The organism is Bradyrhizobium iriomotense, from assembly GCF_018130765.1.
Classification (GTDB): Bacteria; Pseudomonadota; Alphaproteobacteria; order Rhizobiales; family Xanthobacteraceae; genus Bradyrhizobium; species Bradyrhizobium iriomotense_A.
Genome location: NZ_JAFCJZ010000003.1, coordinates 467,926 through 493,535, shown reverse-complemented (window position 1 = coordinate 493,535; position 25,610 = coordinate 467,926). Strand labels below are relative to the sequence as shown.

Annotated in this window: 20 protein-coding genes; 15 read left to right on the top strand and 5 right to left on the bottom strand. The window is 66.3% G+C overall.

Features of this window, described 5'->3' with window-relative positions; translation table 11 throughout:
• Positions 1-56 precede the first annotated feature (56 nt).
• The 9 genes from JQ635_RS08510 to JQ635_RS08470 all read left to right on the top strand — a co-directional run bounded on the left by JQ635_RS08510 (position 57) and on the right by JQ635_RS08470 (position 7,811).
• The gene (locus JQ635_RS08510; protein WP_211409408.1) at positions 57-899 is read left to right on the top strand and encodes a metallophosphoesterase family protein; all 843 of its coding nucleotides are present in this window, start codon (positions 57-59) and stop codon (positions 897-899) included.
• 142 nt (positions 900-1,041) lie between these two features.
• Complete coding sequence (locus tag JQ635_RS08505) at positions 1,042-2,337, top strand: amino acid deaminase (RefSeq protein ID WP_211409407.1); 1,296 nt, start codon at positions 1,042-1,044, stop codon at positions 2,335-2,337.
• Positions 2,338-2,345: 8 nt separating this feature from the next.
• Complete coding sequence (locus JQ635_RS08500) at positions 2,346-3,005, top strand: amino acid ABC transporter permease (RefSeq protein ID WP_211409406.1); 660 nt, start codon at positions 2,346-2,348, stop codon at positions 3,003-3,005.
• Positions 3,006-3,015: 10 nt separating this feature from the next.
• Positions 3,016-3,666, top strand: coding sequence for an amino acid ABC transporter permease (locus tag JQ635_RS08495; RefSeq protein ID WP_211409405.1), 651 nt, complete (start codon positions 3,016-3,018; stop codon positions 3,664-3,666).
• Positions 3,653-4,381 carry an amino acid ABC transporter ATP-binding protein gene (locus JQ635_RS08490; protein ID WP_211409404.1) on the top strand — a complete coding sequence of 243 codons (729 nt, stop codon included), beginning with the start codon at positions 3,653-3,655 and terminating at the stop codon, positions 4,379-4,381. The genes JQ635_RS08495 and JQ635_RS08490 overlap by 14 nt, the downstream gene beginning before the upstream one ends.
• A 34-nt stretch (positions 4,382-4,415) precedes the next feature.
• The gene (locus JQ635_RS08485; RefSeq protein WP_211409403.1) at positions 4,416-5,213 is read left to right on the top strand and encodes a transporter substrate-binding domain-containing protein; all 798 of its coding nucleotides are present in this window, start codon (positions 4,416-4,418) and stop codon (positions 5,211-5,213) included.
• A gap of 56 nt (positions 5,214-5,269) precedes the next feature.
• Positions 5,270-5,614 (top strand): RidA family protein, encoded by a 345-nt coding sequence (locus JQ635_RS08480; protein ID WP_130362418.1) that lies wholly within the window; start codon positions 5,270-5,272, stop codon positions 5,612-5,614.
• Positions 5,615-5,676: 62 nt separating this feature from the next.
• A complete protein-coding gene (locus JQ635_RS08475) occupies positions 5,677-6,705 on the top strand; it encodes a succinylglutamate desuccinylase/aspartoacylase family protein (RefSeq protein ID WP_211409402.1) in 1,029 nt (342 codons plus the stop codon).
• Positions 6,706-6,746: 41 nt separating this feature from the next.
• A complete protein-coding gene (locus tag JQ635_RS08470) occupies positions 6,747-7,811 on the top strand; it encodes a LacI family DNA-binding transcriptional regulator (RefSeq protein ID WP_211409401.1) in 1,065 nt (354 codons plus the stop codon).
• A gap of 6 nt (positions 7,812-7,817) precedes the next feature.
• Here the strand turns inward: JQ635_RS08470 and JQ635_RS08465 are convergent, their stop codons facing one another.
• The 3 genes from JQ635_RS08465 to guaB form a co-directional block, all read right to left on the bottom strand.
• On the bottom strand, positions 7,818-8,111 hold the full coding sequence (locus tag JQ635_RS08465; RefSeq protein ID WP_211409400.1) for a hypothetical protein: 294 nt from the start codon (positions 8,109-8,111) through the stop codon (positions 7,818-7,820).
• Between the two features lie 170 nt (positions 8,112-8,281).
• Positions 8,282-9,304 (bottom strand): NADP-dependent oxidoreductase, encoded by a 1,023-nt coding sequence (locus JQ635_RS08460; RefSeq protein ID WP_211409399.1) that lies wholly within the window; start codon positions 9,302-9,304, stop codon positions 8,282-8,284.
• 250 nt (positions 9,305-9,554) lie between these two features.
• On the bottom strand, positions 9,555-11,048 hold the full coding sequence (guaB, locus tag JQ635_RS08455) for an IMP dehydrogenase (protein ID WP_211409398.1): 1,494 nt from the start codon (positions 11,046-11,048) through the stop codon (positions 9,555-9,557).
• Between the two features lie 435 nt (positions 11,049-11,483).
• On the opposite strand from guaB, the gene JQ635_RS08450 reads away from it, so the two are divergent.
• The 3 genes from JQ635_RS08450 (at position 11,484) to JQ635_RS08440 (ending at position 15,196) form a co-directional block, all read left to right on the top strand.
• Complete coding sequence (locus JQ635_RS08450; protein WP_211409397.1) at positions 11,484-12,974, top strand: MFS transporter; 1,491 nt, start codon at positions 11,484-11,486, stop codon at positions 12,972-12,974.
• Between the two features lie 126 nt (positions 12,975-13,100).
• On the top strand, positions 13,101-14,138 hold the full coding sequence (locus JQ635_RS08445; RefSeq protein ID WP_211409396.1) for a cache domain-containing protein: 1,038 nt from the start codon (positions 13,101-13,103) through the stop codon (positions 14,136-14,138).
• Complete coding sequence (locus JQ635_RS08440) at positions 14,135-15,196, top strand: neurotransmitter-gated ion-channel ligand-binding protein (RefSeq protein ID WP_211409395.1); 1,062 nt, start codon at positions 14,135-14,137, stop codon at positions 15,194-15,196. Before JQ635_RS08445 ends, JQ635_RS08440 begins: the two co-directional genes overlap by 4 nt.
• A 39-nt stretch (positions 15,197-15,235) precedes the next feature.
• Here the strand turns inward: JQ635_RS08440 and JQ635_RS08435 are convergent, their stop codons facing one another.
• Positions 15,236-15,925 (bottom strand): response regulator transcription factor, encoded by a 690-nt coding sequence (locus JQ635_RS08435; RefSeq protein ID WP_211409394.1) that lies wholly within the window; start codon positions 15,923-15,925, stop codon positions 15,236-15,238.
• Positions 15,900-18,347 (bottom strand): ATP-binding protein, encoded by a 2,448-nt coding sequence (locus tag JQ635_RS08430; RefSeq protein WP_211409393.1) that lies wholly within the window; start codon positions 18,345-18,347, stop codon positions 15,900-15,902. Before JQ635_RS08430 ends, JQ635_RS08435 begins: the two co-directional genes overlap by 26 nt.
• A gap of 361 nt (positions 18,348-18,708) precedes the next feature.
• On the opposite strand from JQ635_RS08430, the gene JQ635_RS08425 reads away from it, so the two are divergent.
• From JQ635_RS08425 to JQ635_RS08415, 3 genes are all read left to right on the top strand, one after another.
• Complete coding sequence (locus JQ635_RS08425; RefSeq protein ID WP_211409392.1) at positions 18,709-20,547, top strand: autotransporter domain-containing protein; 1,839 nt, start codon at positions 18,709-18,711, stop codon at positions 20,545-20,547.
• Positions 20,548-20,620: 73 nt separating this feature from the next.
• The gene (locus tag JQ635_RS08420; protein WP_211409391.1) at positions 20,621-20,812 is read left to right on the top strand and encodes a hypothetical protein; all 192 of its coding nucleotides are present in this window, start codon (positions 20,621-20,623) and stop codon (positions 20,810-20,812) included.
• Between the two features lie 541 nt (positions 20,813-21,353).
• Entirely contained in the window at positions 21,354-25,490 is a 4,137-nt protein-coding gene (locus JQ635_RS08415; protein ID WP_211409390.1) for an Ig-like domain repeat protein, read from the top strand.
• The last annotated feature ends 120 nt before the right edge of the window (positions 25,491-25,610 follow it).

Here is a 25,610-nt window from a genome sequence, read left to right as displayed (position 1 = left end):
GCGATGCGTGGGCAGGCGTCATCGTTTCGACGTGTGACAACGCGTATGCTGATGCCATGTCCGAATTTCGCCTCACGCAGATTTCCGACACCCATCTCGGCCGGCGCTTTCCCGGCCTGATCGCAAACTTCCATCGCGTCTGCGAGCACATCGACACCGAGCGGCCCGACCTCGTCGTCAACACCGGCGACGTTTCCTTCGACGGGCCGACCAGCCGCGACGATGTCTTGTTCGCGAAGGGCCTGCACGACGCCCTGCCCGTCGCCTGCCGCTACATCCCCGGCAATCACGACATCGGCGACAATCCGACCGCGATCGGACCTGCACCGAAGCCGCCGATCGCGGAAGCGAACCGCCGGCAATTTTGCGAGATCATCGGCGAAGACCATTGGTCGTTCGAAGCGGCCGGCTGGCGCTTCATCGGCCTCAACACGCTGGTGATGAATTCAGGGCTCGCCTTCGAAGCCGAGCAGTTCGACTGGCTCGCCTCCGAGATCGCGCGCGTGAACGGCAGGCCGGTCGCGCTGTTCCTGCACAAGCCGCTGTTCCTCAACCTGCCCGATGACCCCGAACTACCTGAGACCTCGATCCGCTACGTGCCGCAGCCAGCACGCGCGCGATTGATCGAGATGTTCGCGCGTGTCGATCTGCGCCTGATCGCCAGCGGCCACGTGCATCAGCGCCGCGACTTCACCTATCGTCATACGCGCCACGTCTGGGCGCCGTCGGTCGGCTTCAGGATCAACGACGCGCGCCAGGATCGCATCGCGATCAAGGAGACCGGCCTCGTCGAGTACCGCTTCGGGCCGGACAGATTCGAGGTCCGCCACATCAGGGCGGCGGGCCAGGCCGATATCGACATCGAGGAAGTCCTCGCCCAGATGGGCGGCGAGCACTAGCTCAATCCAACGGCAGATAAACTTATCTAAATACCGCCCTGCATCGAATTTGTCCCCAACTTGGCTATATTTGGCTAATGACAACGTTGTCATCAGAACATATCGTTCATTCCAGCGGTCAGGGGCCGCTGAGGGAGCGACAATGCAGTTCTTGTCCCGGTGGGATAGCCAACGCCTTTCGACGACCATTCGGGGCATTCCCCTGGTCGATGGCGTCGCCACCGAGGACATCGGCAGCCAGCGCTGGTCACCTGCGCGCGGCGATCTCGCCCTGCCCGCCCTCACCCTCGATGAAGCCGCCTTCGCGGCCAACCGCGACCTCTTCCTGAATTGGTGCAAGAGCGCCGGCGTCAGCGTCGCGCCGCACGCCAAGACGCCGATGTCGCCGGAGCTGGCGCGCTCGCTGCGCGCAGCCGGCGCGTGGGGCACGACGGTCGCCAATATCCAGCAGGCCGCCGTGCTGCTCGCGAGCGGCGAGCGGCGCCTGCTGCTCGCCAACGAGATCGGCGGGCTCGCGGCCGGCCGGCGGCTCGGCGCTCTGCTGAGCGCCTATCCCGATGTGGAATTTCACGCCTTTGCGGATTCACCGGCCGCGGTCGCAGCGCTCGCGGAGGCAGCGCGGATCGCGGGACGCGCCGAATTGTCCGTGCTGGTCGAGTTAGGTGCAGGCCGCGCCGGCGCGCGCGATCGCGCCGCGGTCGAGGCAACGATCGCAGCCGTGCTCGCCGCCGATCGCCTCGTGCTTGGCGGCGTCGCCACCTACGAAGGTGCGGCCGCAACGTCCGATGCCGAGGCGACAATGCGCGCGATCACAGCGCTGCTGGAGCGCACCATCGAGACCTTTGCGCTGGTGCGCGCCGCCGCTCCGCAGCGGCCATTGATCATGAGCGCGGGTGGCTCCGCCTATTTCGATATCGTCGCGCATGCGCTGGCGCCGGTGGCGCAGGCTGACGGCAACGCGAGCGTGATCCTGCGCTCGGGCGCGCTGTTCTTCGCCGATCACGGCATCTATGCGCGCGCATTCGCGGAACTGGACCGGCGCGGCGGCCTGCTCGTCGACGGTCTGCGCCACTCTGCCGTCGAAGGCTTTCGGCCCGCGCTGACACTCTGGGCCGAGGTGCTGTCGCGGCCCGAGGATGGCCTTGCCATCGCCGGCTTCGGCATGCGCGATGCCTCCTTCGACCAGGGACTGCCGGTTCCCTTGCGCGTGTTCCGCGACGGCGTCGAGCAGCAAGGGCTCGCTCCTGCGCTCACCGTGACGCGCCTCAACGACCAGCACGCCTTCCTCTCCGTCGCGCCCGATAGCACGCTTGCGGTCGGCGACATCATCGCCTTCGGCATCTCGCATCCCTGCACCTGTCTCGACCGCTGGCGCGTCATCTTCGGCCTCGATGCCGACGGCGTCGTCACGCGCGCCCTTCCCACCCAGTTCGGCTGAGGGCGGCGATGAATTTCCTGCCGCTCTGGCGCTATCAGAACCAGCTCATCGACGGCGCCATCGTCACGCTGGAGCTGACGGTGATCTCGGCGCTGGCCGGACTCCTGATCGGCATCGCCGGCGCGGTCGCGCTGAAGGGGCGCATCACGCCGCTGCGCTGGCTGGTGCGCGGTTACATCGAGCTGTTCCGCAACACGCCGTCGCTGATCCAGATCTTCATCGTCTTCTTCGTGCTGCCGAATTTCGGCCTGAAGCTGCCGGCGTTCGAGGCCGCCGCCGTGGCGCTGTCGCTCTATTTCGGCGCCTATTCCGTCGAGATCATCCGCGCCGGCCTCGATTCCATTCCGCGCAGCCAGGTCGAAGCCGGCCAGTGCCTCGGACTGTCCGGCTGGCAGGTGTTCCGCCACATCATCCTGCCGCCGGCGCTGCGCAACGCCTATCCGGCCGTGACCAGCCAGTTCGTCCTCTTGTTGCTCGGCACCTCGCTCGCCTCGCAAGTCGCGGCCGACGAGCTGTTTCATGTCGCCGGCTTCATCGAAAGCCGCACCTATCGCAGCTTCGAGGTCTATGCGGTGATCTGCGCGGTCTATTTCGCGATGGCGATGTCGTTCAAGGCGCTGTTCGCAATTGTCGGTCTGGCGGCCTTCCGCTGGCCGCGGCGGCGCTGAGGGACAAGCGATGCGATCCTTCTCCCTCATCGATTTCGTCTCGCTGTTTGCGGCCCTGCGCTGGACCGTCGCGCTCGTCGTGCTCGCGCTCGCCTTCGGCGCGCCATTGGCGCTGGGGCTCGCGCTCGGCCGCATCAGCCGGTTCGCCGGTCTGCGCTGGGCGATGGCGGCCTGCATCCAGGTGATCCAGAGCGTGCCGCTGCTTGGCCTCTTGTTCTTCTTCTATTTCGGCATGCCGGTTTTCCTCGGCATCCAGGTGCCGGCGCTCATCGCCGTGACCGTCGCCTACACGCTCTACACCGCCGCCTTCCTCGGCGAGATCTGGCGCGGCGGGCTGGAGGCCGTGAAGCAAGCGCAATGGGAGGCCGGCGCCTGCCTCGGCCTCTCCGCCTGGCAGCAATTCCGCCACATCATTGCGCCGCAGGCGCTGCGGATGTCGCTGCCGCCGACCGTCGGCTTCCTGGTGCAGCTCATCAAAGGCACCTCGCTCGCCTCGATCCTCGGCTTTGTCGAGCTTGCCCGCGCCGGCCAAGTGGTGAGCGCGGCGACGTTCCAGCCGCTGCTCACCTACGCGCTGGTCGCCGCGATCTATTTCGCGCTGTGCCTGCCGCTCACGCTCTGGTCCCGCTCCCTGGAGGCCCGCCTCGATGGCTCTCGTTGAAATCCGCGACGTGCACAAGACATTCGGCAAGGTCGAGGTGCTCAAGGGCGTCTCGCTCGATGTCGAGGAAGGCGAGATTGTCACGATCATCGGCCGCTCCGGCTCGGGCAAGTCGACGCTGCTCCGCTGCATCAACGCGCTGGAGAGCGTCGATTCCGGCGAGATCCGGGTCGAGGGCCAGACGGTCCACGCCAGGATGCCGGACCTGAAGAAATTCCGTCAGCGCGTCGGCATCGTGTTCCAGGCCTTCAATCTGTTTCCGCATCTGAAGGTCGAGCGCAACATCACACTTGCCCCGCTGCTCACCGGACGCATCGACAAGGCGAAAGCACGTGCACTGGCCGCGGATGTGCTCACCCGCGTCGGCCTCGCCGACAAGATCGACGCATGGCCGGAGCAGCTCTCGGGCGGTCAGCAGCAGCGCGTCGCCATCGCGCGGTGCCTCGCCATGGCCCCTCACCTCATGCTGTTCGACGAGGTGACCTCGGCACTCGATCCCGAACTCGTCGGCGAAGTCTTGAAGGTGATGGAGGCGATGGCGAAGCAAGGCATGACCATGATCCTGGTCACCCACGAGATGGGCTTTGCCCGCAACGTCGCCAACCGCATCGTCTTCATGCACCAGGGCCGCGTCTGGGAACAGGGGCCGCCGGCAAAGCTGTTTGCCAATCCTGAGACGCCCGAGCTCGCAAGCTTCATTGCCTCTGCGAAATGATCATCGTCCACCAATCCGCCACCAGGAGAGAGCTATGAGAAAGTTGAAGTCCTTCTTCACCATCGCAGCCGCGGCGCTTGCCGTTCTCGCCGCGCCGAATCTCGCCAACGCCGACAAGCTCCAGGACGTGCTCGGCGCCGGCAAGATTCGCGTCGGCATCCTCACCGACGCAGCACCCTGGGGCTTCAAGGACGACAAGGGCGAGATTGCCGGCCTTGACGCCGATCTTGCAAAACTGATCGCCGCCGACATGGGCGTGAAGCTCGAGCTCGTGCCGGTGACGGGCGCCGCGCGCATCCCGAGCCTGCTCTCGGACAAGCTCGACATTTTGATCGCCGGTCTCGGCGCGACGCCCGAACGCGCCCAGCAGGTGATGTTCTCGCAGCCCTATGCGGTGGTGAATCTCGGCGTCTATGGCGCCAAATCGATTCCGGCGGCAACAGGCAAGAAACCCGACAATCTCGAGGGCCGCACGGTCGCCGTCGCCAAGGGCACGACGCTCGACGTCTGGCTCACCGACAACGCGCCGAAGGTGAAGCTGGTGCGCTTCGAGGACACACCGGCCGCCATCGCAGCCTTCCTCGCCGGACAGGCCGACACGTTTGCCGAGAACAGCGCCATTGCGCTGAAGGTGCAGGACCAGAACCCGACCAAGGAGGTCGAGCTGAAGTTCCTGATCCGCCAGTCACCGGCCCATGTCGGCGTGCGCCAGGGCGAGCAGAACCTGCTCAACTGGATCAACACCGACATCTTCTTCAACAAGCTGAACGGCAAGCTCGGCGCACTTCAGCTGAAATGGTTCAAGGAAGAGCAGTCGCTGCCGACGCTGTAAGCTCGCACACGGCTCCCGCATCGTGCGGGAGCCGACCTTCACGAGGAGAATTTCAGATGATCAAACGTTACGTCGTCGGCTCGCGCATGAGCCAGGCCGTCGCCGCCGGCGGCATGGTGCACATCGCAGGCCAGGTCGCCGATGACCGCAAGGCCGGCATCGTGTCGCAGACCCAGCAGGTGCTCGCCAAGATCGACGCGCTGCTGAAGGAAGCCGGCACGGACCGCTCCAAGCTGATCGCGGTCAACGTCTTCCTGCCGCATATTACCGACTTCGACACCATGAACTCGGTCTATGACGCCTGGATCGATCCGGCCAACCCGCCGGCGCGCGCCTGCGTCGAGGCCCGCCTCGCCGATCCCGATCTGCGCGTCGAGATGACCGCGGTCGCCTTGCTGTAAAGGCGTCACTTTTTCTTCAACCTTCGGCCGGCGCCGGCGACGGCGCGGCCACGAGGCCTCCCATGCATACCGGACTTTTCCACGACATCGATTTCGAGAAGGACCAGAAATGGTCCGGCCATCTCGGCATTCCCTTCTCGATCGACCGCTCCCCCTACTACCAGCTCAAGATCCCGATCTTCCGGATCAAGAACGGCGCCGGGCCAAAGCTGCTGTTGATGGCCGGCAATCACGGCGACGAATATGAGGGCGAGATCACGCTGACGCGGCTGTATCGCCGGTTAGATGCGAAGGACATCAAAGGCGAGATCACCATCCTGCCCTTCGCCAACCTGCCCGCCGTGATGGCGGCGCGCCGCCGCTCGCCGCTCGACGAAGGCAATCTCAACCGCGCCTTCCCGGGCGATGCCGCGGGCACGCCGACGTTCCGTCTGGCGCACTTCCTCGAGCACGAGCTGTTTCCGCGTCACGACGTCGTCTTCGACATCCATTCCGGCGGCACCTCGATGGCGCATGTACCTTGCGCGCTGATCGAGCGGCAGGGGCCGCCCGAGATGTTCGGCCACGCGCTGCGCCTGATGGAAGGGCTCGGCATGCCCTTCGCCTTCGTCGCCGAGAACGGCGCCACAGCGCCGACCTCGATGGCGGCGGCCGCACGCGCCGGCGCGATCGGACTCTCCGGCGAGTTCGGCGGCGGCGGCACCGTCACGCCGCAGACGATGGCGTTCACCGCGCGCGCGGTCGACCGGTTGCTGCTCGCGCTTGGCCTCATCCAGGCGCCCGTGCTGGGGCCACATGCGCCGGTCGAGCGCGCCACCGAGCTGCTGGCGCTGCAGAGCCATGCCCAGGCGGTGTTCGCGACGCGCCGCGGCTGGTTCGAGCCCGCTGTCACCGTCGGCGCGCGGGTCAAGGCCGGCGACATCGCCGGCTGGTATCACGACTTCGAGCGCCCCGAGCTTGCCGAAGAGGCGCTGCGCTTCCCCGCCGACGGCATCGTGATCTCGCAGCGGCTGCATACCGACAGCCAGAGCGGCGACTGCCTGGTCCAGGTCGGGCGTGCTCTGTCGCGTGACGAGTTGCCCGCTCGCTGAACTTCGGAGACGATACCGACTTGGACTAACCCCAGGATTCGATGACCGATCCGGCAAAGCCAGGTTACGACGACGTGGTGCGCATTCCGGCGCCGCCCGGCCGCAGCAATGCGACCGGACGGCCGCCGCGCATCGAGGAAGTCGCAGAACGCGCCGGCGTCGCGCCGATCACGGTGTCGCGGGTGCTGCGCCATCCCGAGAAGGTCAATCGCAAGACCCGCGAGCGCATCCTCGAGGTGATCGAAGCGACCGGCTACGCATCCAACCCGCATGCGCGCGCGCTGCGCTCGGGCCGGTCGAACGTCGTCGTCGCCTTCGTCTCCAACATCCTCAGCCAGCAGTTTGGCCTTGCCGTGCGGAGCTTCGCCGCGACGCTGGAGCCGGAAGGCTTTGAGGTGCTGGTCGGCCAGACCTCCTACTCCTATGCCAAGGAGGTCGCGATGATCCAGTCGCTGCGCGGCATCCGCCCTGCCGCGGTGATGTTCACCGGCGTGATCGAGCTCGAGGAGAACCGCACAGCGCTCGCCGAGCTCGACATTCCCGTGATCGAGACCTGGGCGTTTCCGCGCGATCCCATCGACATGCTGGTCGGCTTGCCCAATGCGGATGCCGGCGCGATGGCGGCAAAGAGGCTCGCGGAGGCCGGACATCGCCGCGTCGCCTTCATCGGCCGCAACAGCGGCCGCGGCGCCCTGCGCCGCGACGGTTTTCGCACGGCAGCGGCAAAGCTCGGCCTCGATATCGTTCACGAGATCGGTGTGGGCGAGATCACGGGCCTCGTCGACGGCCGCGCCGCCTTCACCGCCCTGCTCGCGCGCGACGGCAAGGTCGATGCCGTGTTCTGCGCCAACGATTTGCTCGCGACCGGCGCGCTGATCGAGGCCCGCGCCCGCGGCCTCTCGGTGCCGCGCGATCTCGCCGTGCTCGGCTTCGGCGACAACGACGTCGCCGATCAGATCACGCCCGGCCTCACCACCATCTCGTTCGATGCGGCGGCCCTGGGGCGGATTGCGGGGGAATTGCTGTTGGCGCGGCTCTCCGGTGCGCCGGCAGCCGAGCAACGGCTCGCAGTCGAATTGTTCCTGATCGAGCGCGGCAGCGTCTGAGGGTGCTTACGCGACGCTCTTGAGATCCTGCTGGATCGCCGCCAGCAGGGATTGCAGCGCCGCGCTGTCCACGGGCTTGGCCTCGGCGGTCGCGGGCTGAACACTGGCGGACTGCACAACTTTCACCGGACGCTTCGGGAATGGCGGTGGCGCGGGCATTGCGGCTGGCGCGAAATCGCCCGCCTCCTCGGCATGAACGAACTTGCCATGGATGACGTCGTCGCGGCGGCCCATGACGAACATCGTCGCCCAATAGCCGGCGGCCAGGAGGATTACGCAGAAAAGAACAATCTCTAACATCGCAACACCCAAAATATGCGCGATGATTCAATGCCTTCGCCGGCCCGTCAATGAACAGGCGGTCACACCTGCGGCTTTTGCGCGCAGGTGTGACCATTTGGTGACTCTTTCTTAACCATCCCCAGCCGGCTTGTGGCGCTGGGGCAACGAGAGTCCCATTCCCTGTCGTCCTAGGCCTTGTCCGGCCCCACGCGCACCAGCTGCTTGCCGAAATTGGCGCCCTTCAGGAGGCCCATGAAGGCGCCGGGGGCGCTTTCCAGGCCCTCGGTGACGAACTCCTTGTACTTGACCTTGCCGTCGCGGACCCAGCCGGACATGTCGCGCAGGAAATCGCCATGGCGGGAGGCGAAATCGGAGACGATGAAGCCGCGGAAGGTCAGCCGCTTGGTCAGGGTCGCGCGCATCATGCTGGCGGCCCATTTCGGCGGCTTGGCTTCGGTGTCGTTGTAATGGGCGATCAGGCCGCAGACCGGCACGCGGGCGAACGGATTGAGCAGCGGGAACACCGCCTCGAACACCGCGCCGCCGACATTCTCGAAATAGACGTCGATCCCCTTCGGGCAAGCGAATTTCAGCTTGGCCGGAAAATCGGTTTCGCGATGATCGAGACACGCGTCGAAGCCGAGCTCCTTCACCACGTAGTCGCACTTGTCCTTGCCGCCGGCGATGCCGACCGCGCGGGCGCCCTTGATCTTCGCGATCTGCCCCACCGCCGAGCCGACCGCACCGGAGGCGCCGGCGACGACGACGGTCTCGCCCGGTTGCGGCTTGCCGATGTCGAGCAGGCCAGTGTACGCCGTCATGCCGGGCATGCCGAGCACGCCGATGGAGGTCGAGATCGGTCCGAGCTTCGGATCGACCTTGATCAGGCCCTTGCCGTTCGAGATCGCGTGCGTCTGCCAGCCCGAGCGGATGCGCACGATGTCGCCTTTGGCAAAGTCAGGATTGTTGGAGGCCGCGACCTCGCTGACCGCTTCGCCCTCCATCACGCCGCCGATCGGCACCGGTGCGGCGTAGGACGGTCCCTCGCTCATGCGGCCGCGCATATAGGGATCGAGCGAGAGCCAGATCGTGCGCAGCAGGACCTCACCTGCCGCAGGCGTCGGAACGGCGAATTCCTCGATGCGGAAATCTGACGGCTTGGGCTCGCCGACGGGACGTGCGGCGAGAACGATGCGCTTGGCTTGGGACATGGCTTCCTCCGAAGTTTCTTGGTCGGCGAGCGAAGCGGAGGCAGTGGAGCGCGTCAATACAAAAGCGGTGGAGCGGTTAGACGCCGAAGCGCACGCAGTTCTCGTGTCCCGGTCGCGCTGCGACGTGCAACGTTGCTGCGCAGAGCCGGGACCCAGAAAGCAACACGGCAGGACGCGAGGAGATGGGCCCCGGCTCTGCAGCGCATCACCGAAGTGGCGCTGCGCTGCGTCCGGGGCACGAGACTGGGGACTAACCCCCGCCCGGATAGTTCGGCGATTCGCGCGTGATGGTGACGTCGTGGACGTGGCTTTCGCGCAGGCCCGCGCCGGTGATGCGGACGAACTGCGCCTTGTCGTGCAGCTCCTTCATGTCCTTTGCGCCGACATAGCCCATGGCGGCGCGGAGGCCGCCGGCGAGCTGGTGCATGACGTTGCCGACCGGGCCCTTGTAGGGCACCTGGCCCTCGATGCCTTCAGGCACAAGCTTGAGCGAGTCCTTGATGTCCTGCTGGAAGTAGCGGTCGGCAGAGCCGCGCGCCATCGCGCCGACCGAGCCCATACCGCGATAGGCCTTGTAGGAACGGCCCTGCCACAAGAACACTTCGCCCGGTGTCTCGTCGGTGCCGGCGAGCAGTGAGCCGACCATGGCGATGTCGGCACCGGCGGCGAGCGCCTTGGCGAGGTCGCCGGAGAACTTGATGCCGCCGTCGGCGATGACGGGAATGTCGGACTTCTTCGCAGCCTCGACCGCATCCATGATCGCAGTGAGCTGGGGCACGCCGACACCGGCGACGATGCGCGTGGTGCAGATCGAGCCCGGACCGATGCCGACCTTGATGCAATCCGCGCCGGAATCGATCAGCGCCTGCGCGCCCTCCGAGGTCGCGACGTTGCCGGCGACGACCTGCACGGAGTTGGACAGACGCTTGATGCGGTTCACCGCATGCAGCACGTGGCGGGAATGGCCGTGCGCGGTGTCGACCACGACGAGATCGACGCCGGCATCGATCAGCCGCTCGGTGCGCTCGAAGCCGGTGTCGCCGACCGTGGTGGCGGCGGCGACGCGCAGGCGGCCTTGCGCGTCCTTGCAGGCGAGCGGATGGGCGACCGCCTTCTCCATGTCCTTCACGGTGATGAGGCCGACGCAGCGATACTGCTCGTCGACGACGAGCAGCTTCTCGATGCGATGCTGGTGCAGCATCCGCCGCGCTTCGTCCTGGCTGACATTCTCGCGCACCGTGACGAGGCCCTCATGCGTCATCAGCTCGGAGACTTTTTGCCGGCGATCGGTGGCAAAGCGCACATCGCGGTTGGTGAGGATGCCGACCAGTTTGCCCGGCGTGGTCTTGCTCGCGCCGGTGACGACGGGAATGCCGGAGATGCCGTGATCGCTCATCAGCTTGAGCGCGTCGTCGAGGCTCGCCTCGGGGCTAATGGTGAGCGGGTTCACCACCATGCCCGACTCGTAGCGCTTGACCTGCCGCACCTGGGCGGCCTGCCCCTCGGGATCGAAATTGCGGTGGATGACGCCGAGGCCGCCGGCCTGCGCCATGGCGATTGCCATGCGGGCTTCGGTGACGGTGTCCATGGCCGAGGCCATGATCGGGATATTGAGCGGAATGGCGCGGGTGACGCGCGAGCGGATGTCGACCTCGCCCGGCATGACGTCCGAAAGGCCCGGCTTCAACAGCACGTCGTCGAACGTAAAGGCTTCGCGGATGCCTTGAAGTTGCACCGTGGCCATCTGCCAACTCCTTCCTGCGGCCCTGCCGCAAATAGCTATGGATGAGCGCCGCCCTCGGCGTACCTTGCGGCATCGCCGGAGAATCGGAGCCCATCGGTGGGGTTGACGCGGGTCGATAGCACGCCCGCGTGACGAATCAAAGCAATTCGAGCCGCTGGCCAGCCATGCACAGGCTTTTTTAGGGTAAATTCGGCGTGGGCAGCCTGGCACCACCGTCATTCCGGGGTGCGACGAAGTCGCGAGCCCGGAATCCATCCCGCAGCGGCCCCCGCGGGGCGATGGATTCCGGGCTCGCGCCAAGTGGCGCGCCACGGAATGACGAAGGAGCGAGCACAGCATTTAGGTGCTATGCGTCGATCCGCAATGGTCCCGGCCGGGCGACGGTGTTAAGCCGCAACCCTCGCCCATTCTTCCGATTTTCATTACCGATCCGTCATGGTCGACAAGCAACGCATCATTCCGCTGATCGTGGCCACTGCTCTCTTCATGGAGAACATGGATTCGACCGTCATCGCCACCTCACTGCCGGCGATTGCGGCCGACATCGGCACCAGCCCGCTGACGCTGAAGCTTGCGATCACCTCCTACCTGCTGTCGCTCGCGGTGTTCATCCCGGCGAGCGGCTGGACCGCGGACCGGTTCGGCGCGCGGATGGTGTTCGCGATCGCGGTCGGCGTGTTCATGGTCGGCTCGGTCGGCTGCGCGCTCTCGACCTCGGTCACCGACTTCGTGTTCGCGCGCATCCTGCAAGGCATGGGCGGGGCGATGATGACGCCGGTCGGGCGCCTCGTGCTGCTGCGCTCGGTCGACAAGAGCGCGCTGGTCAATGCCATGGCCTGGGTGACGGTCCCTGCCCTGATCGGCCCGGTGATCGGACCACCGCTCGGCGGTTTCATCACGACCTACGCGTCCTGGCACTGGATCTTCCTGATCAACATCCCGATCGGGCTGCTCGGCATCTTCATGGCCTTGAAGTTCATCGATCCCATCAAGAGCGAGACGCAGGAGCCGTTCGATCTCTACGGCATGGTGCTCGCCGGCATCGGCCTTGCCGGCATCGCGTTCGGTCTCTCCGTCGCCGGGCTCAACCTCCTGCCCTGGAGCACGGTGGCCGCGCTGGTCGTGGGCGGCGCGATCTCGATGACGCTCTACGTCCTGCACGCGCGGCGGACGGGATCGCCGGTGCTGGACTTCTCGCTGCTCAAGCTGCCGACGCTGCGCGCGGCGATTCTCGGCGGCTTCCTGTTCCGTCTCGGCATCGGCGCGCTGCCGTTCCTGCTGCCGCTGCTGATGCAGATCGGCTTCGGCCTGTCGCCGTTCCATTCCGGTCTCGTCACCTTCGCCTCCTCGCTCGGGGCCATGGGAATGAAGACGCTGGCGGCGCGGATCATCCGTACCTTCGGCTTCCGCAATTTGATGACGGTGAACGCGATCGTCAGCGCGTTCTTCCTCGGCGTCTGCGCGCTGTTCACGGTGACGACGCCGCTGCTTATCATCATGGTGATCCTGGTGGTCGGCGGCTTCTTCCGCTCGCTCGAGTTCACCGCCATCAACACGGTCGCCTATGCCGACGTGGAAAGCCCGCAGATGAGCCGCGCCACGACGCTCGTCAGCGTCAACCAGCAGCTCGCGGTCTCCGCCGGCGTCGCGGTCGGCGCGGCTTCCGTGGAGACGACGATGTGGCTCAGCCATGTCAGCGAGCTCAACGCCACCATGTTCGCGCCCGCCTTCGTCGTGGTGGCGCTGACCTCGGCGGCTTCGAGCTGGTTCTTCTGGCAGATGCCTGCGGACGCCGGCCACGAGATCTCCGGCCGCAAGGCGGTGGAGATCGCGAGCCGCAAGGGCGCCGGCAAGGGCGCGGCCAAGGCCGCCGTGAAGGCCGCAACGGAAGATACGCAGGACGTGCGGGACCAGCGGCTCGGCTAGCGCCGCGGCCCGCCGCGCATCCTGGCGGATTTCAAGCTTACATCAACGCCCATTGATATTTGCCGCCACGCGCAGCGGGTAGAGTGCTGCGCCGCCGTCTCACGTCCGCCGCCACGGAAATTCCATATGCTCGCGACCGAAACTTCCACTCCAGCCGCGGCGACGGAGCGGCTCGATTTCAAACGCGCTCACCAGTCACGCGGCCTTTCGGGAATGCTCGCCGCAATCGTGGTCGCCGTGATCGCGGCCGCCTTCGGCGTCATGCTCTGGTATGCCGACGGCTACGAGATCGAGATCGGAACCCGCGTCCGTGGCGACGAGATGCGGCTCGTCAACGGCGAGCTCTCCACCGCTTTCGACCGCGGCGGCCGCTTCGCATTGGCGCTGGCCGAGGTCACGGCGCGGCGTGCGACGATCCGCCAGGCGCTCGCTGCGCGTGACCGGGCCGAACTGATGCGCCAGTCCGCGGAAACCTTTGCCCATCTTCACCAGCAGGCCGGCGTGCAGATCTTCGGCTTTCAGGACAAGAACATTCGCTATTTCCTGCGTGTCCACAAGCCCGAGCAATTCGACGACGACATCTCCGGATTTCGCCCGATGATCGTCGCCGCCAATCGTACCACGCGCCCGCAGGTCGGACTCGAGATCGGCGTTGCCGGAATCGGCCTGCGCGGGGCGACCATCGTCGAGCAGCAGGGCGCCATGGTCGGCACGGTCGAAGTCGGCCTCGATCTGAAGCCTTTGATCGAGAGCGTCAAGGCGACGTCCAACGCCGACATTGCGATTGTCGTCGTCCCCTCGCTTGCGGGCATCGCGCTCGATCCCAAGCTGCCTGCCTTCGGCGACCTCGTGCTGGCGATGTCGACCGACGACCGGCTGTTCTCCTCGCTGCTGAAGACGATGCCGCTGCGTCCGGCGCACGACAGCGTGGCCGCCGCGCCGACGATTGAGGGCCGCCGCTATGACCTGATCACGCGGCCGCTCGTCGATTTCAGCGGCCGCATGATCGGCTTCTCCATCGCGCTCAAGGCTGATTACGGCACCGAGCTCGGACGCTCGCGCACCGAATTGCGCGTCGTGGCGATCTGCGGCGGCATCGTCGCCTTCATGGCGTTCGCGCTTCTGTTCCGCGCCACGCGCGCTCGCGGCAGGGCATGGCCATGAGACCCTTCGCCCGCATCCTCAGCCTTTTCCTGGCGTTGTTCTGTCTCGTTGCAGCGCCAGCGGAGGCCGCTCAGACCGAATTGCCCGCGGGAGCACAGCTACCGGTGCGAGTGCGGGTCGCGGTGCGAATCCTCAAGGTGCTCTCCATCAAGGAGGTCGTTGGAGAGGGACGCCTGTTCGTCGAGGTCACGCAGCGCTGGACCGACCATCGGCAGGCCTTCGATCCGGTCACGATAGGCTTCGGCCGCCTCGATCGCACGGGTGCGGATGCCGACGCGTATCTGAAATCGATCTGGACGCCCGGCCTCGAAATCGAGAATCGCATCGGCGAGCCGGAGGCTCGCACGGTAGCCACGTCGACCTATGCCAACGGCGAAGTGATGCTCATCGAGCGTTACGAAGCGCGCTTTCGCTTCGGCCTCAACCTCAGCGCCTTCCCCTTCGATCGCCAGGATCTCACGCTCTCGTTCTTTCTGCCGCGCCACGCGGCGCAGGACGCCATCCTGATTTCCACCGAAGCCGATCGAGACATCTCCGGGATCGAGGATACCACCGCATCGGTCGACTGGCGCGCCGCCGGCCTGCGCTTCGCCAACCGCGATGCGATGGGCTGGAACGCCCGCAGCTATTCCAAGCTCGACGTGACCATGACGCTCGCGCGGATCTCGACGCACTATCTCCTGCGCATCTTTGTGCCAATCATGGCCGTGCTGGCGGTATCGGTTTTCGTGCTGTGGGCGCCGGATCTGATCTCGAAGGACAAGGGCAGCCTGATCTTCTCGTCGCTGCTCGCGCTCGCGGCCATCAGCTTCACGTTCGAATCGAGTTTTCCGGGCTGCATTTCGCTCAACACGCCGGTCGCCCAGATCATCTCTCTCGGCTACATGTACCTGATCGTGGTCCTGATCGTCGACATGTCGCTGTATACCCTGTCACGTCGCACCGGGGCGCTCAGTGCGGCCATGATCGATGAACTGAGGCGGCAGATGCGCTGGGCGCTGCCATCCATCATGGCTGCGATCTGCATCGGGGCGGCGGTGCGCGCGATCCCGGTCTGACCGGGCCGAGATGCCCGGGACGGTCCGCATCAATGTCCGTCAGGTGCGGGCCGGCTGCTGCACCGGAATCAGCGCATAGCCGACGCCGCGCACCGTTGCGATCGGCGCCGCCGTTCCGTCATATTGCATCTTCCGCCGCAGCCGCACGATCAGATTGTCGACCGTGTGCTCGCTGATCTCGCGGGGGTCGCGATTGGAGATGACGTCGAGCAGGAAATCGCGGCTGAGCGGCCGCGTCATCTGCGAAGCAAGGGCGGCGAGGATGTTGAATTCGCCTGAGGTCAGCTTGACCATGCTGCCGTCGGGACGAAACAGCTCGCGCCGGACCGGGTCGAGAATCCAGCCGTCGAAGGTGACGACCGATTCCTTGGTCCGGCGCAGGACGCTGCGGATGCGGGCCAGCAGCGTACGCAGGTTAATCGGCTTGGAGATATAGTCGTCGCCCCCCGCCTCCAGCCCCGAAAGAACGTCGTCGTCGGAATCCCGGCTGGTGACGAAGATCAGCCCGCATTGCTCGCCGAGCCGCAATTCGCGTGCGAGCGCAATGCCGTCGGCATCGGGCAGGTTGATGTCGAGCAGGACGATGTCGGGCCTCAGCGCCGCGAGCCCCGCGCGCAGCTCGCCGCCGGTCGCCATGCCATGGGCGACCATGCCTTCTTCCTGGAGGAACGAGGTCAGCATCAGCCGGATCTCCGGCGCGTCCTCAACCACGAGTACGATCGTCGACATCGGCCCCTTCAAGCTCGCTGTTGATGGAAGCGGGCACCAGCCTGCTCTGCCCGGCGGCATCCAATTCCCTCAGGACGAGGGCGATCTGCCGTCGCAGCGCCCGGACCGCCTCGTCGAGACCGCCGCGGCTGGCTCCGGCGGCCCTTGCCGCCGTCAGCGCGTCATCGGCGCGCGCGGCCAGTTCCGGCATTCGCAGATTTGCGGCACTTCCCTTGATGCGGTGCGCGACGCCTGCAAGATCCTTCGGTGCCAGGTCGCCTCGTGCCAGCGCGCGGTCCAGCTCCTTGAGGCTGGTGGCGAACAGGCCCTGCAATTCATCGATGCGGTCGCGCTCAAAAACCTCTTCGAGCGCGAACGATCCGGACGCCTGCTGCGAGGCGAGAAAGGCCCCGATCTTCCAGGCGATGTCGTCGGGCACGAGCGTCGCGGCAAGCACGAGGTCGGCGCCCTCCTCGAGCAGCCGCGCGGCGTCTCCTTCGGCGGGAACGCCGACGATGAACATGCCCTCTCCCGCAGCGCGGTCGCGCAGCGATCGCAGAAAGCCCGGCGGCGGGGCGACGGCAACGATCGCCGCGAATTCTCGCGCCGCCACCATCGTCCCGGCGGCCTCGAAGGATTGCGCCGGAAAGACGCGAAATCCCAGATCCCCAAGCGGACCGTGCGTTGCCTTGCGCGCATCGCCCACGACGAGAACGTCGCCGCCGGCCTTCAGGGATGCAGTCGGGCCGGATGCGGGCCAGTGCCGGGCCTCCAGCGCCGCCTCGATCGCCGCGTGCAGCGCTGCGACGTCGATCGGCTTCGCCAGATGGCCGTCCATGCCCGCAGCAAGACAGGCGGCGACATCCTCCGACATGACGTTGGCCGTCAGGGCGACGATCGGGACCTGACAGAGCGGCGGCGGCAGGGCCCGGATCCGGCGCGTCGCCTCCAGCCCGTCCACGTCAGGCATCTGCATGTCCATGAGGACCGCGTCGAACCTGGCGCTCCGCACCAGTTCGAGCGCCTGCTCGCCGGACCTGACGAGCGCGATGCTGTGCCCCGCCTTTTCCAGGATCCCGCGTGCGACCATCGCGTTGATGAGGAGATCCTCGACGAGCAGCAGATTGAGCGGCCGGACCTGCGGCGCCGCTACGCCGATCGCATCGCCGTCAGCGGGTTCATCGATCGCCGGCAACGGCAGGCAAAACCGAAAGCGGCTGCCCTCTCCCGGCGCGCTCTCGACGTCGATCTCCCCGTGCATGCCGTCGACCAGCCGTTTGCAGATGGCAAGTCCGAGCCCCGTGCCGCCGAAGCGTCGCCGGATCGACGCATCCGCCTGCCCGAAGGCCTGAAACAGATGCGCCCGTTGCTCGGGCGTGATCCCGATGCCGGTATCGGACACGCAGAAACTGATCCGCGCCCCGTCCCGCGATCCGGCTGCCGTCACCTCGACGGTGACGCTGCCCTGGCTCGTGAACTTCACGGCGTTGCCGATCAGGTTGAACAGGATTTGTCTGACGCGCGACTGATCGCCGAGCACCCATTGCGGCACGAGGGGCGAGAGCTCCAGTTGGAGACTCAGCCCCTTTTCGTGCGCGCGCGGCGTCATCAGATTGACGATCTCGCGCAGGCTCTGCCGGAGGTCGAACGGCGCGCGCTCGTAGACCTCGGCCTGCCGTTCGAGCTTCGAGATGTCCAGGATGTCGTCGAGGATGTTGAGCAGCCCCTCCGCCGACGATTTGATGATCGACAGGCGCTTGCGCTGTGACGGTGGCAGCGGCTCGTCGAGCGCCAGTTGCGCCATGCCGAGGATTCCGTTCATGGGCGTGCGGATCTCGTGGCTCATGACCGCAAGGAAGTCGGCCTTGACGTTCGCGGCCGCTTCCGCCGCGTCCTTGGCTTCACGCAGATCGAGGTTGACCTGCCGCTCGCGCGCGATGCGCAGATATTCCTCGCGCCGCAGCCGGTTGAACTGCGTACGCGCCACCGCACCGACAACGTAGCCGACCGCCACGACCAGCCCGATGATCGTGAGATCGAGCGGGCTCTCCGGATCCGGCCTGAGCACCGCCCAGAACAACAGGCTCACGATCGGCGCATAGGCGCTCATCAGCGCCACCCAGCGAAACCGCCCGGGCAGGCACAGATTGAGCGCGATGGCGATCAGCGGCAGCAGCAATCCGCCGTGACGGGTCAGGCTCGGATGGTTGAAGACCAGCGCGTTGAGGGTGAAGAACGCAAACTGGTGCGCGTAGGTGATCGCGACGATGCGCACATATCCGCCCGTCCGCAGCAGGGCCAGCACGGCAGCGACCGCGGCAACCGCAATCAGGAGCCGCACTTCCAGGAAGAACGCAAGCCGCGAGCCGCTCAGCGTCATGACGTCGAGCGGTACGAATGACAGGCTCGCGACGGTGTCGGCCAGAACGCACAGCAGGGCCATCGCGCGCGCCGACCGCCAACCGCTCTCGGAGAATGCCGCCTCCGTCCTCGGGTCAAGAAACTCGCCGCTCGTCCCGATGCGTCCCTGAAGGTCCAATTCTACCGCCGGCATCCCGGCCTATCCCCGCGCTCATTCACTCTGGAGCTCTTCCATTGCAGAGTTGATCCGCCCTCGTCCAGAGCCAAAGTCGGGGGCTCGCTTGTCTCGGCCGACAGGACGATCAACCGGCGTTGATGGCCGTTTTGATCCCGTTCGCCTACGAGCCCCTTTCAGTCGATCTCAGACACGTCCGACGTCGAGTCGCGCGGTCCCGCGCTACAGCCAATCGCGGCCGGGGATCTGGACGAGTGGGAATTGGGTTATGGCTTTCTTTTGTCACGGCACGCGCGCGCGTCTCACCCGCCTCAAGCAGGCGACCTCGGCGGCGGCCCGGGCTGTGTCGCGCGCGATCGTGCTGTTCGTCCTGGTCCAGGCCCTTGGTGCCGGCGCCGCGCTCGCGGCGACCACCTGCGCCGACATCAATGCCGGCACCTTCAATGTGAGCGGGGCCGATCACCAGTCCGACACCACGGTGTCGCTGACCGCGGGTGACATCATCAAGCTGAACTACACGTTCGTCGTCGACACGACCCTTTTCTACGGCATCGAGCTCGGTGTCGGCGGCCATTATGCCGACGGCTCCAGCGCGGCGTCGGGCACGCTGCAGGTCACCGTGACCGTGACCGGCACGCAGACCTTCAGTTGGCGCTCCCTGAGCGAAGGCCTGCCGTCGCAGATCGACGTCACCGTCACCTGTACGGCCGCTCCCAACCCCGGCCCCGGTCCTGGCCCCGTGGTGACCAGCACCAATCCGGCATCGGGCCCGATCGCCGGACAGCAAACGACCATCGTCATCGGGCTGAACCTCACCGGCGCCACGTCGGTCAAGTTCGGCGGCGTGAACGTGCTCGGGTTCACGGTGCTGAGCGCGACGCAGATATCGGTGGTGACGCCGCCGCACGCGGCAGGCGCGGTCGATGTCACCGTGACGACGCCGCTCGGCTCGGCCACGGGCACGGCCATCTATCGCTACGCGGCCATGCCGGATCCGACCCTGGATCCAACCGTGAAAGCGATGGTCGACTTCCAGGTTCATACCGTGCAGGTGATGGGGCAGCAGCAGATTGACAATGTGCAGGACCGGCTGATCGAGCTGCACAATGACGACGTGCCCCTGGTCAGCAACAGGGCCTCCTTCGCGCAGATGCCGGTGCCGCAGAGACAGTCTGGCCTGCCGGCGGATGCCGGGGACAGGACGGTCTCCGCATCCGACGTGGCGCAGGCCCGGCCAAAGTCGAGGGATGAACAGGCCGTGCCCGTGCCGGCCGGATCCGATTCGTCGCTGCGCTACTGGACCGCGGGCGCGCTGCAGTTCGGCCGGGATACCACTTACGCCGACGCCAAATACAACGTGTCCTCCACCGGGCTCACCGCCGGCGTCGATTCGCGTCTCTCGCGCAACCTGAAGGCCGGTGTCGCCGTCGGCTTCGGTATCGACCATGCGACGATCGGCAGCGACGGCTCGCACATCAATGCCAATGTCTGGTCCACGCAGGCCTATGCCAGCTACCGCGTCGCGCCGCACTGGTTCATCGACGCGGTCCTCGGCTATGCCGTCGGCAGGCTCGGCAATTATCGCTACGACACCTCCGCGCAGGCCTTCGGCTCCGGACATCGCGGCGCCAACGACCTGTTCGGCTCGCTGTCGGTGAGCCACGAGACCAAGGTCGGCCGCTGGAAGATCGCCCCCTATGCGCGGCTCGACCTGCAATGGATCCGGCTCGACGGCTATGTCGAGACCGGTGCGGGCGTCTACAATCTCGCCTTCGACCAGACCTCGGCCGTCGATCTCGCGGGCGTGCTCGGGACCAGGTTCAGCCATGTGACGGACACTTCCGCCGGCGCGCTCAAATCCAGCTTCGAGCTCGCCTATCGCCGCAGCCTCAGCGGCTCCTATGCGCAAGCGATCGCCTACAGCTTCGATCCGACGACTATCTACAGCCTGTTCGGCTCGGCGGAAAAGCGCGACCAGGCCCTGCTCGGTCTCGGCTTCGAGCTGCAGGTGAACCGGTCCGTCAGTCTCGGCATCCAGCTCGACGAACTGATCGCACAGAACGCGCGCAGCGAGCGCGGGCGCGCGCACGTCAGGATCGGGTTCTAAAGACGACGCCGGCGTCGCGGGATCAGCAGCAATCACACATCAAGAGTTCCACACGGATGCCGGGGGGACGGACATGAACGTTGCAGGCAAGCCAGCGCGAGCAAGGTCGGCCGCGCGGCCTCGAGCCCAGGACGAGATGGGCTGGCTGCTGGCCGTGGCCGCCGCCTTCCTGGTCGTTCACATCGTCGCCTTGACGATCTGCGATCGCGCCACTTTGGACCGAACAGCCCCGGGACAATTGGCGCTGTCGCAGGAATGCGACTAGCGGCTGCCCGATCCCCAGGATCAATCCGCGTTGATGGTGGATTTGCCGTCCGTCGCCTACCAGACCCGACAAGACGATCTCAGGTGTGTGAGATATCGAGCGTTGGCGGATCACCTCCGCTGACGACCCCTCTCCTCGCCTGCGCAATCCCTGCGACGTCAATCGCGCGGGATCCGAACGACGGGGACAGGGCATGCATTCCGATTGTTTCGACGTGGTCGCGCACGGCGGGCACCTTGAGAGGGGCCGCGCCACGCGAGCGACATCGTCATTCGCCCATGCAGAGCCGATCGCGACGGTGCTGCCTCGCACCGTTCGAAACGCTGTTGTCAGCCTTTGGCTGGCCGCCGTTCTGCTCTTCTGCGCGAGCGCGCCGGCCCATGCCCTCCGAACACTCCCGAACGGAACGATCGGAACCGCGTACTCGCAGAGCGTCACGATCTATACCGACGACATCGAGTGCCAGATTTCGGATATGCCCCCCTTCGTGCCGGGGGTGACGATTTCGAATACGTCGAGCGGCGACACATGCTCCGTTGCCATGAACGGCACCCCGACGGCGGCAGGCACCTATCTCGGGTTCATATCGATCATGACCGGGTCCGGCAATCTTCCTTCGGATGCCACTCCCCTCGGCTTGGGCTGGGGCAGCATCCCCTACCAGATCACGATCGACAAGGCGTCACCGACACTGTCCGTCTCGTCGTCGTCCTCCTCCATCATCTACGGCAATTCGGTGACGCTGACGGCGACGCTGAGCGGAGGCTATTCGCCGAGCGGAACAGTCACCTTCTACGCCAACGGAACGTCGCTCGGCACCGCGTCTCTCTCGGGGACGACAGCAAGCCTGACGGTCAGTTCGCTGCCGGTCGGAGCAAACGCGATCACCGCAAGCTATTCGGGCAACTCCAACAACAATTCGGCTACGAGCGGCTCCACCACGGTCACGGTGGCCCAGATCACGCCTTCGATCGCGCTCGCCGCCTCGTCCTCTTCGGCAAGCTACGGCTCATCCGTTGCACTCGTCGCGACCCTGACCGGCGGGGCCTCGCCGAGCGGCACCGTCACCTTCCAGGAAGGCGCGACCCAGCTCGGCAGCGCCACCATCTCCGGGACGACCGCCATCCTGGCGGTGTCGTCGCTGTCCGTCGGCTCGCACACGATCACCGCGACCTACAACGGTGACACCACCAACGCGTCGGTTACGTCGGGCTCGGTCACCGTGACGATCACGCAGGATGCGCCGACCGTCACCCTGGGCGCATCGTCGACGTCAACCAGCGCTGGCGACCCCGCGACACTGGTCGCTTCGCTCAGCGGCGGCACCTCGCCGGGCGGCTCTGTCACCTTCTATGACGGAGCCACCTCGCTCGGCTCCGGCACCGTTTCCGGATCGGCCGCGATGCTGACGGTATCGTCGCTGTCGACCGGATCGCATACGATCACCGCCGTCTATGGCGGCGACAGCCACAATGCCGGCGCGACCTCCAACGCCATCACGGTGGCGGTCGGCAGCGCATCGCTGTCTGTCTCGATTTCGAGCTCCTCGCTGTCGCCGACGCTCGGCCAATCGGTGATCTTCACGGCGACACTTTCCGGAGGCTCTTCGCCGACCGGCTCCGTGACCTTCAAGGACGGCTCCACGACGCTGGGGGCGGCCACGATTTCGGGCTCGACTGCAACCTTCACGACCTCGTCGCTCGCGGTCGGCGCGCATCCGATCACCGCAATTTACGGCGGCGACGGCAGCAACGGCTCGGCAAGTTCGGGCACGATCACCGTCACGGTCGGCAAGGTCTCGCCGTCGCTGACCGTTTCCAGCTCGTCGAGCGCGGCGACCGTCGGTCAGTCCGTGACCTTCACGGCAACACTCTCCGGCGGCTCCTCGCCGACCGGCTCCGTGACCTTCCAGGATGGCGCCACTGTGCTCGGCTCCGCCACGATCTCGGGCGCGAGCGCGACGCTGACGACCTCCGCCTTCACGGTCGGCACACATGCGATCACCGCCGTCTATGGCGGCGACGGCAGCAACGCCACGGCCACCTCCAGTGCGATCATGGTGACGGTCGGCCAGGCGTCACCTTCGATCTCGCTCGCGGCGTCATCGACGGCGCCGGCTGTCGGCCAGTCCGTCACCTTCACGGCAACGCTCTCAGGAGGATCGTCGCCAAGTGGCACCGTGACCTTCCAGGACGGAGCCACTATCCTCGGCTCCGCCGCGATCGCGGGTTCGAGCGCAACCTTCACCACCGCAGCGCTTGCGGTCGGAACACACACGATCACCGCGGTCTATGGCGGAGACAGCGGCAACGCCGGGGCGACGTCAACCGCCGTGACGGTGACCGTCGGCAAGGCCTCGGCCTCACTCGCGCTTGCGGCTTCGTCAGCTTCGCCGTCCGCCGGACAGTCGGTCACCTTCACCGCCACGGTTTCGGGAGGATCATCGGCGAGCGGCACAGTGACCTTCAACGACGGTGCCACCGTCCTCGGCTCAGCCGCGATCTCGGGCACAACGGCAACCTTCACGACGGCGGCGCTCGCGATCGGCGCGCACAGCATCACGGCGGCCTATGGCGGGGACAGCAGCAATGCCGCGGCGACCTCCGGCGCCGTCACCGTCACCGTCGCCAAGGTGTCACCCTCGATCTCGGTATCGGCCTCGTTGACGTCGCCGGCCGCCGGCCAGTCGGTGACGTTCACGGCAATATTGTCCGGCGGCTCCTCGCCGAGCGGCACCGTGACATTCCAGGACGGCGCCTCCACGCTGGGCACTGCGACGGTCTCGGGCTCGACCGCAATCCTCGTGACCTCCGCGCTGACCGCCGGCAGCCATTCCATCACCGCCGTCTATGCCGGCGACAGCAGCAATACCGCCGCGACGTCAGGTGCGATCGCCGTGACCGTCGGCCAGGCATCGCCCTCGATCCTGCTGTCCAGCTCGTCGACTTCGGCACCCGCCGGCCAGTCGGTGGTCTTCACCGCGGTGCTCTCCGGCGGCTCCTCGCCGTCAGGCTCCGTCACCTTCAAGGACGGCACGACGACGCTCGGTACGGCGACCATCTCGGGCGCGACCGCGACGTTCGCAACATCGACACTTGTCGTGGGCTCCCATTCCCTGACGGCGATCTATGGCGGCGACGGCAGCAATGCCTCGGCAACATCGAGCGCGATCGCGCTGACGATCGGCAAGGCCGCGCCCTCGATCGCCGTATCGAGCTCGGCGAGCGCGCCTGCGGCCGGCCAGTCCGTCACCCTGACGGCGACACTGTCCGGAGGCGCTTCCCCGACCGGCAGCGTTAGCTTCAAGGACGGCACGATCGTGCTGGGCACCGCGACGATCTCCGGCTCGGCTGCATCCTTCACGACCTTGCCTCTGGCGTCGGGCGCGCATTCGATTGTCGCGATCTATGCCGGTGACGGCAACAATGCCGCTGCCACGTCAAACGCTATCTCGCTCACGGTCGGACGCTCCGATCCCGGCACAAGCGTGGCGGTCCGTGGAACCGTCGCCTCGCAGGTCTCGACCGCGGTCCGCTTCGGCCAGACCCAGATCGGTAACATATTCCAGCGTCTCGAAGGCCTGCACGATGCGGATGATGGCGCACCCGGCTCCGGCCCGATCGCGGCCGCAGGCCCGTCCGGCGCATCGGCCAGCAATTCCGAAATCGACCGTCGGGCGGCCGGCCTCTTCAACGACCGGTCCGCAGCGGCACAGGCCCTCAGCTACGCCGACGATCTGCCGATCCGCACGAGCCTGACGTCGCAGTCCGACGCCGGCCGTGCCGTCAACCAGCTCGCCGCCGCGCTCCCTCAGGCGGTCGAGCGCATCAACAAGGCCAATCTGCTGCCATTCAATGTCTGGGCATTCGGAACGGTTGGCTTCGGCAGGCTGCAAGGCGACAACAGCTACGACAACCGCTTCACGTCCTCCGGACTGACGCTCGGTTTCGATCGAACCGTCACCGACGGCCTCAAGGCGGGCGCCGCATTCGGTCTCGGCTTCGACCACAACAAGATCGGAACGGACGGATCGAGGATCGATGCGCGCAGCTTCAACGCGACGATCTATGCAAGCTGGAACTTCCTGCCCCACACCTATCTGGATGTCGCCGGCGGTTATGGTTGGCTCCGTTTCGACGGCAAACGGTGGTCCAGTGACGGCAACGTCATGCTGGACAGCCAGCGCTCGGGCAGCCAGCTCTTCGGCACGGTCGGCGTGAGCCATGTCTCCCGATGGGACGGCTGGAAGCTTTCGAGCTACGGCCGCGTCGATATCGTGAATGCCACGCTGGGCGCCTACAACGAGACCGGCTCGAGCCTATGGGCCCTGAGCTATGACAGGATGAGCACGACCAGCGTCGCCAGCGTTCTCGGCGGCCGCCTCGCCTATCCGATGCTGCAGAACTGGGGCCTGTTGACGCCAGCCGTCCGCGCGGAATGGCGGCACGCCTTCGACGGCGGCTATGTGCAGGGCCTGAACTACGTCGATCTCGCCGGCCTGACCTCCGGCTATACGCTCAGCGGGACCCCGACGGCGCGCGACACCATGACCGGCGGACTTTCCGTGAAAGCCGATGTCGGTAACGCACTCAGCCTCGATCTCGAATATCTGCTGACGAGCTCTATCAGCGGCATCGAGAGCCAGAGGGTGCGTGGTGCGGTGAAATACGGATTTTGATGAAGAATGCTCGCGCCTACCACTCGATGTCGTCCCGGACAAGCGCGCCTCAAGCGCGCGCTGATCCGGGACCCATAACCACAGGGTGGAGTTTGGGGCGAAGGCGGCAACTCCGAGTCC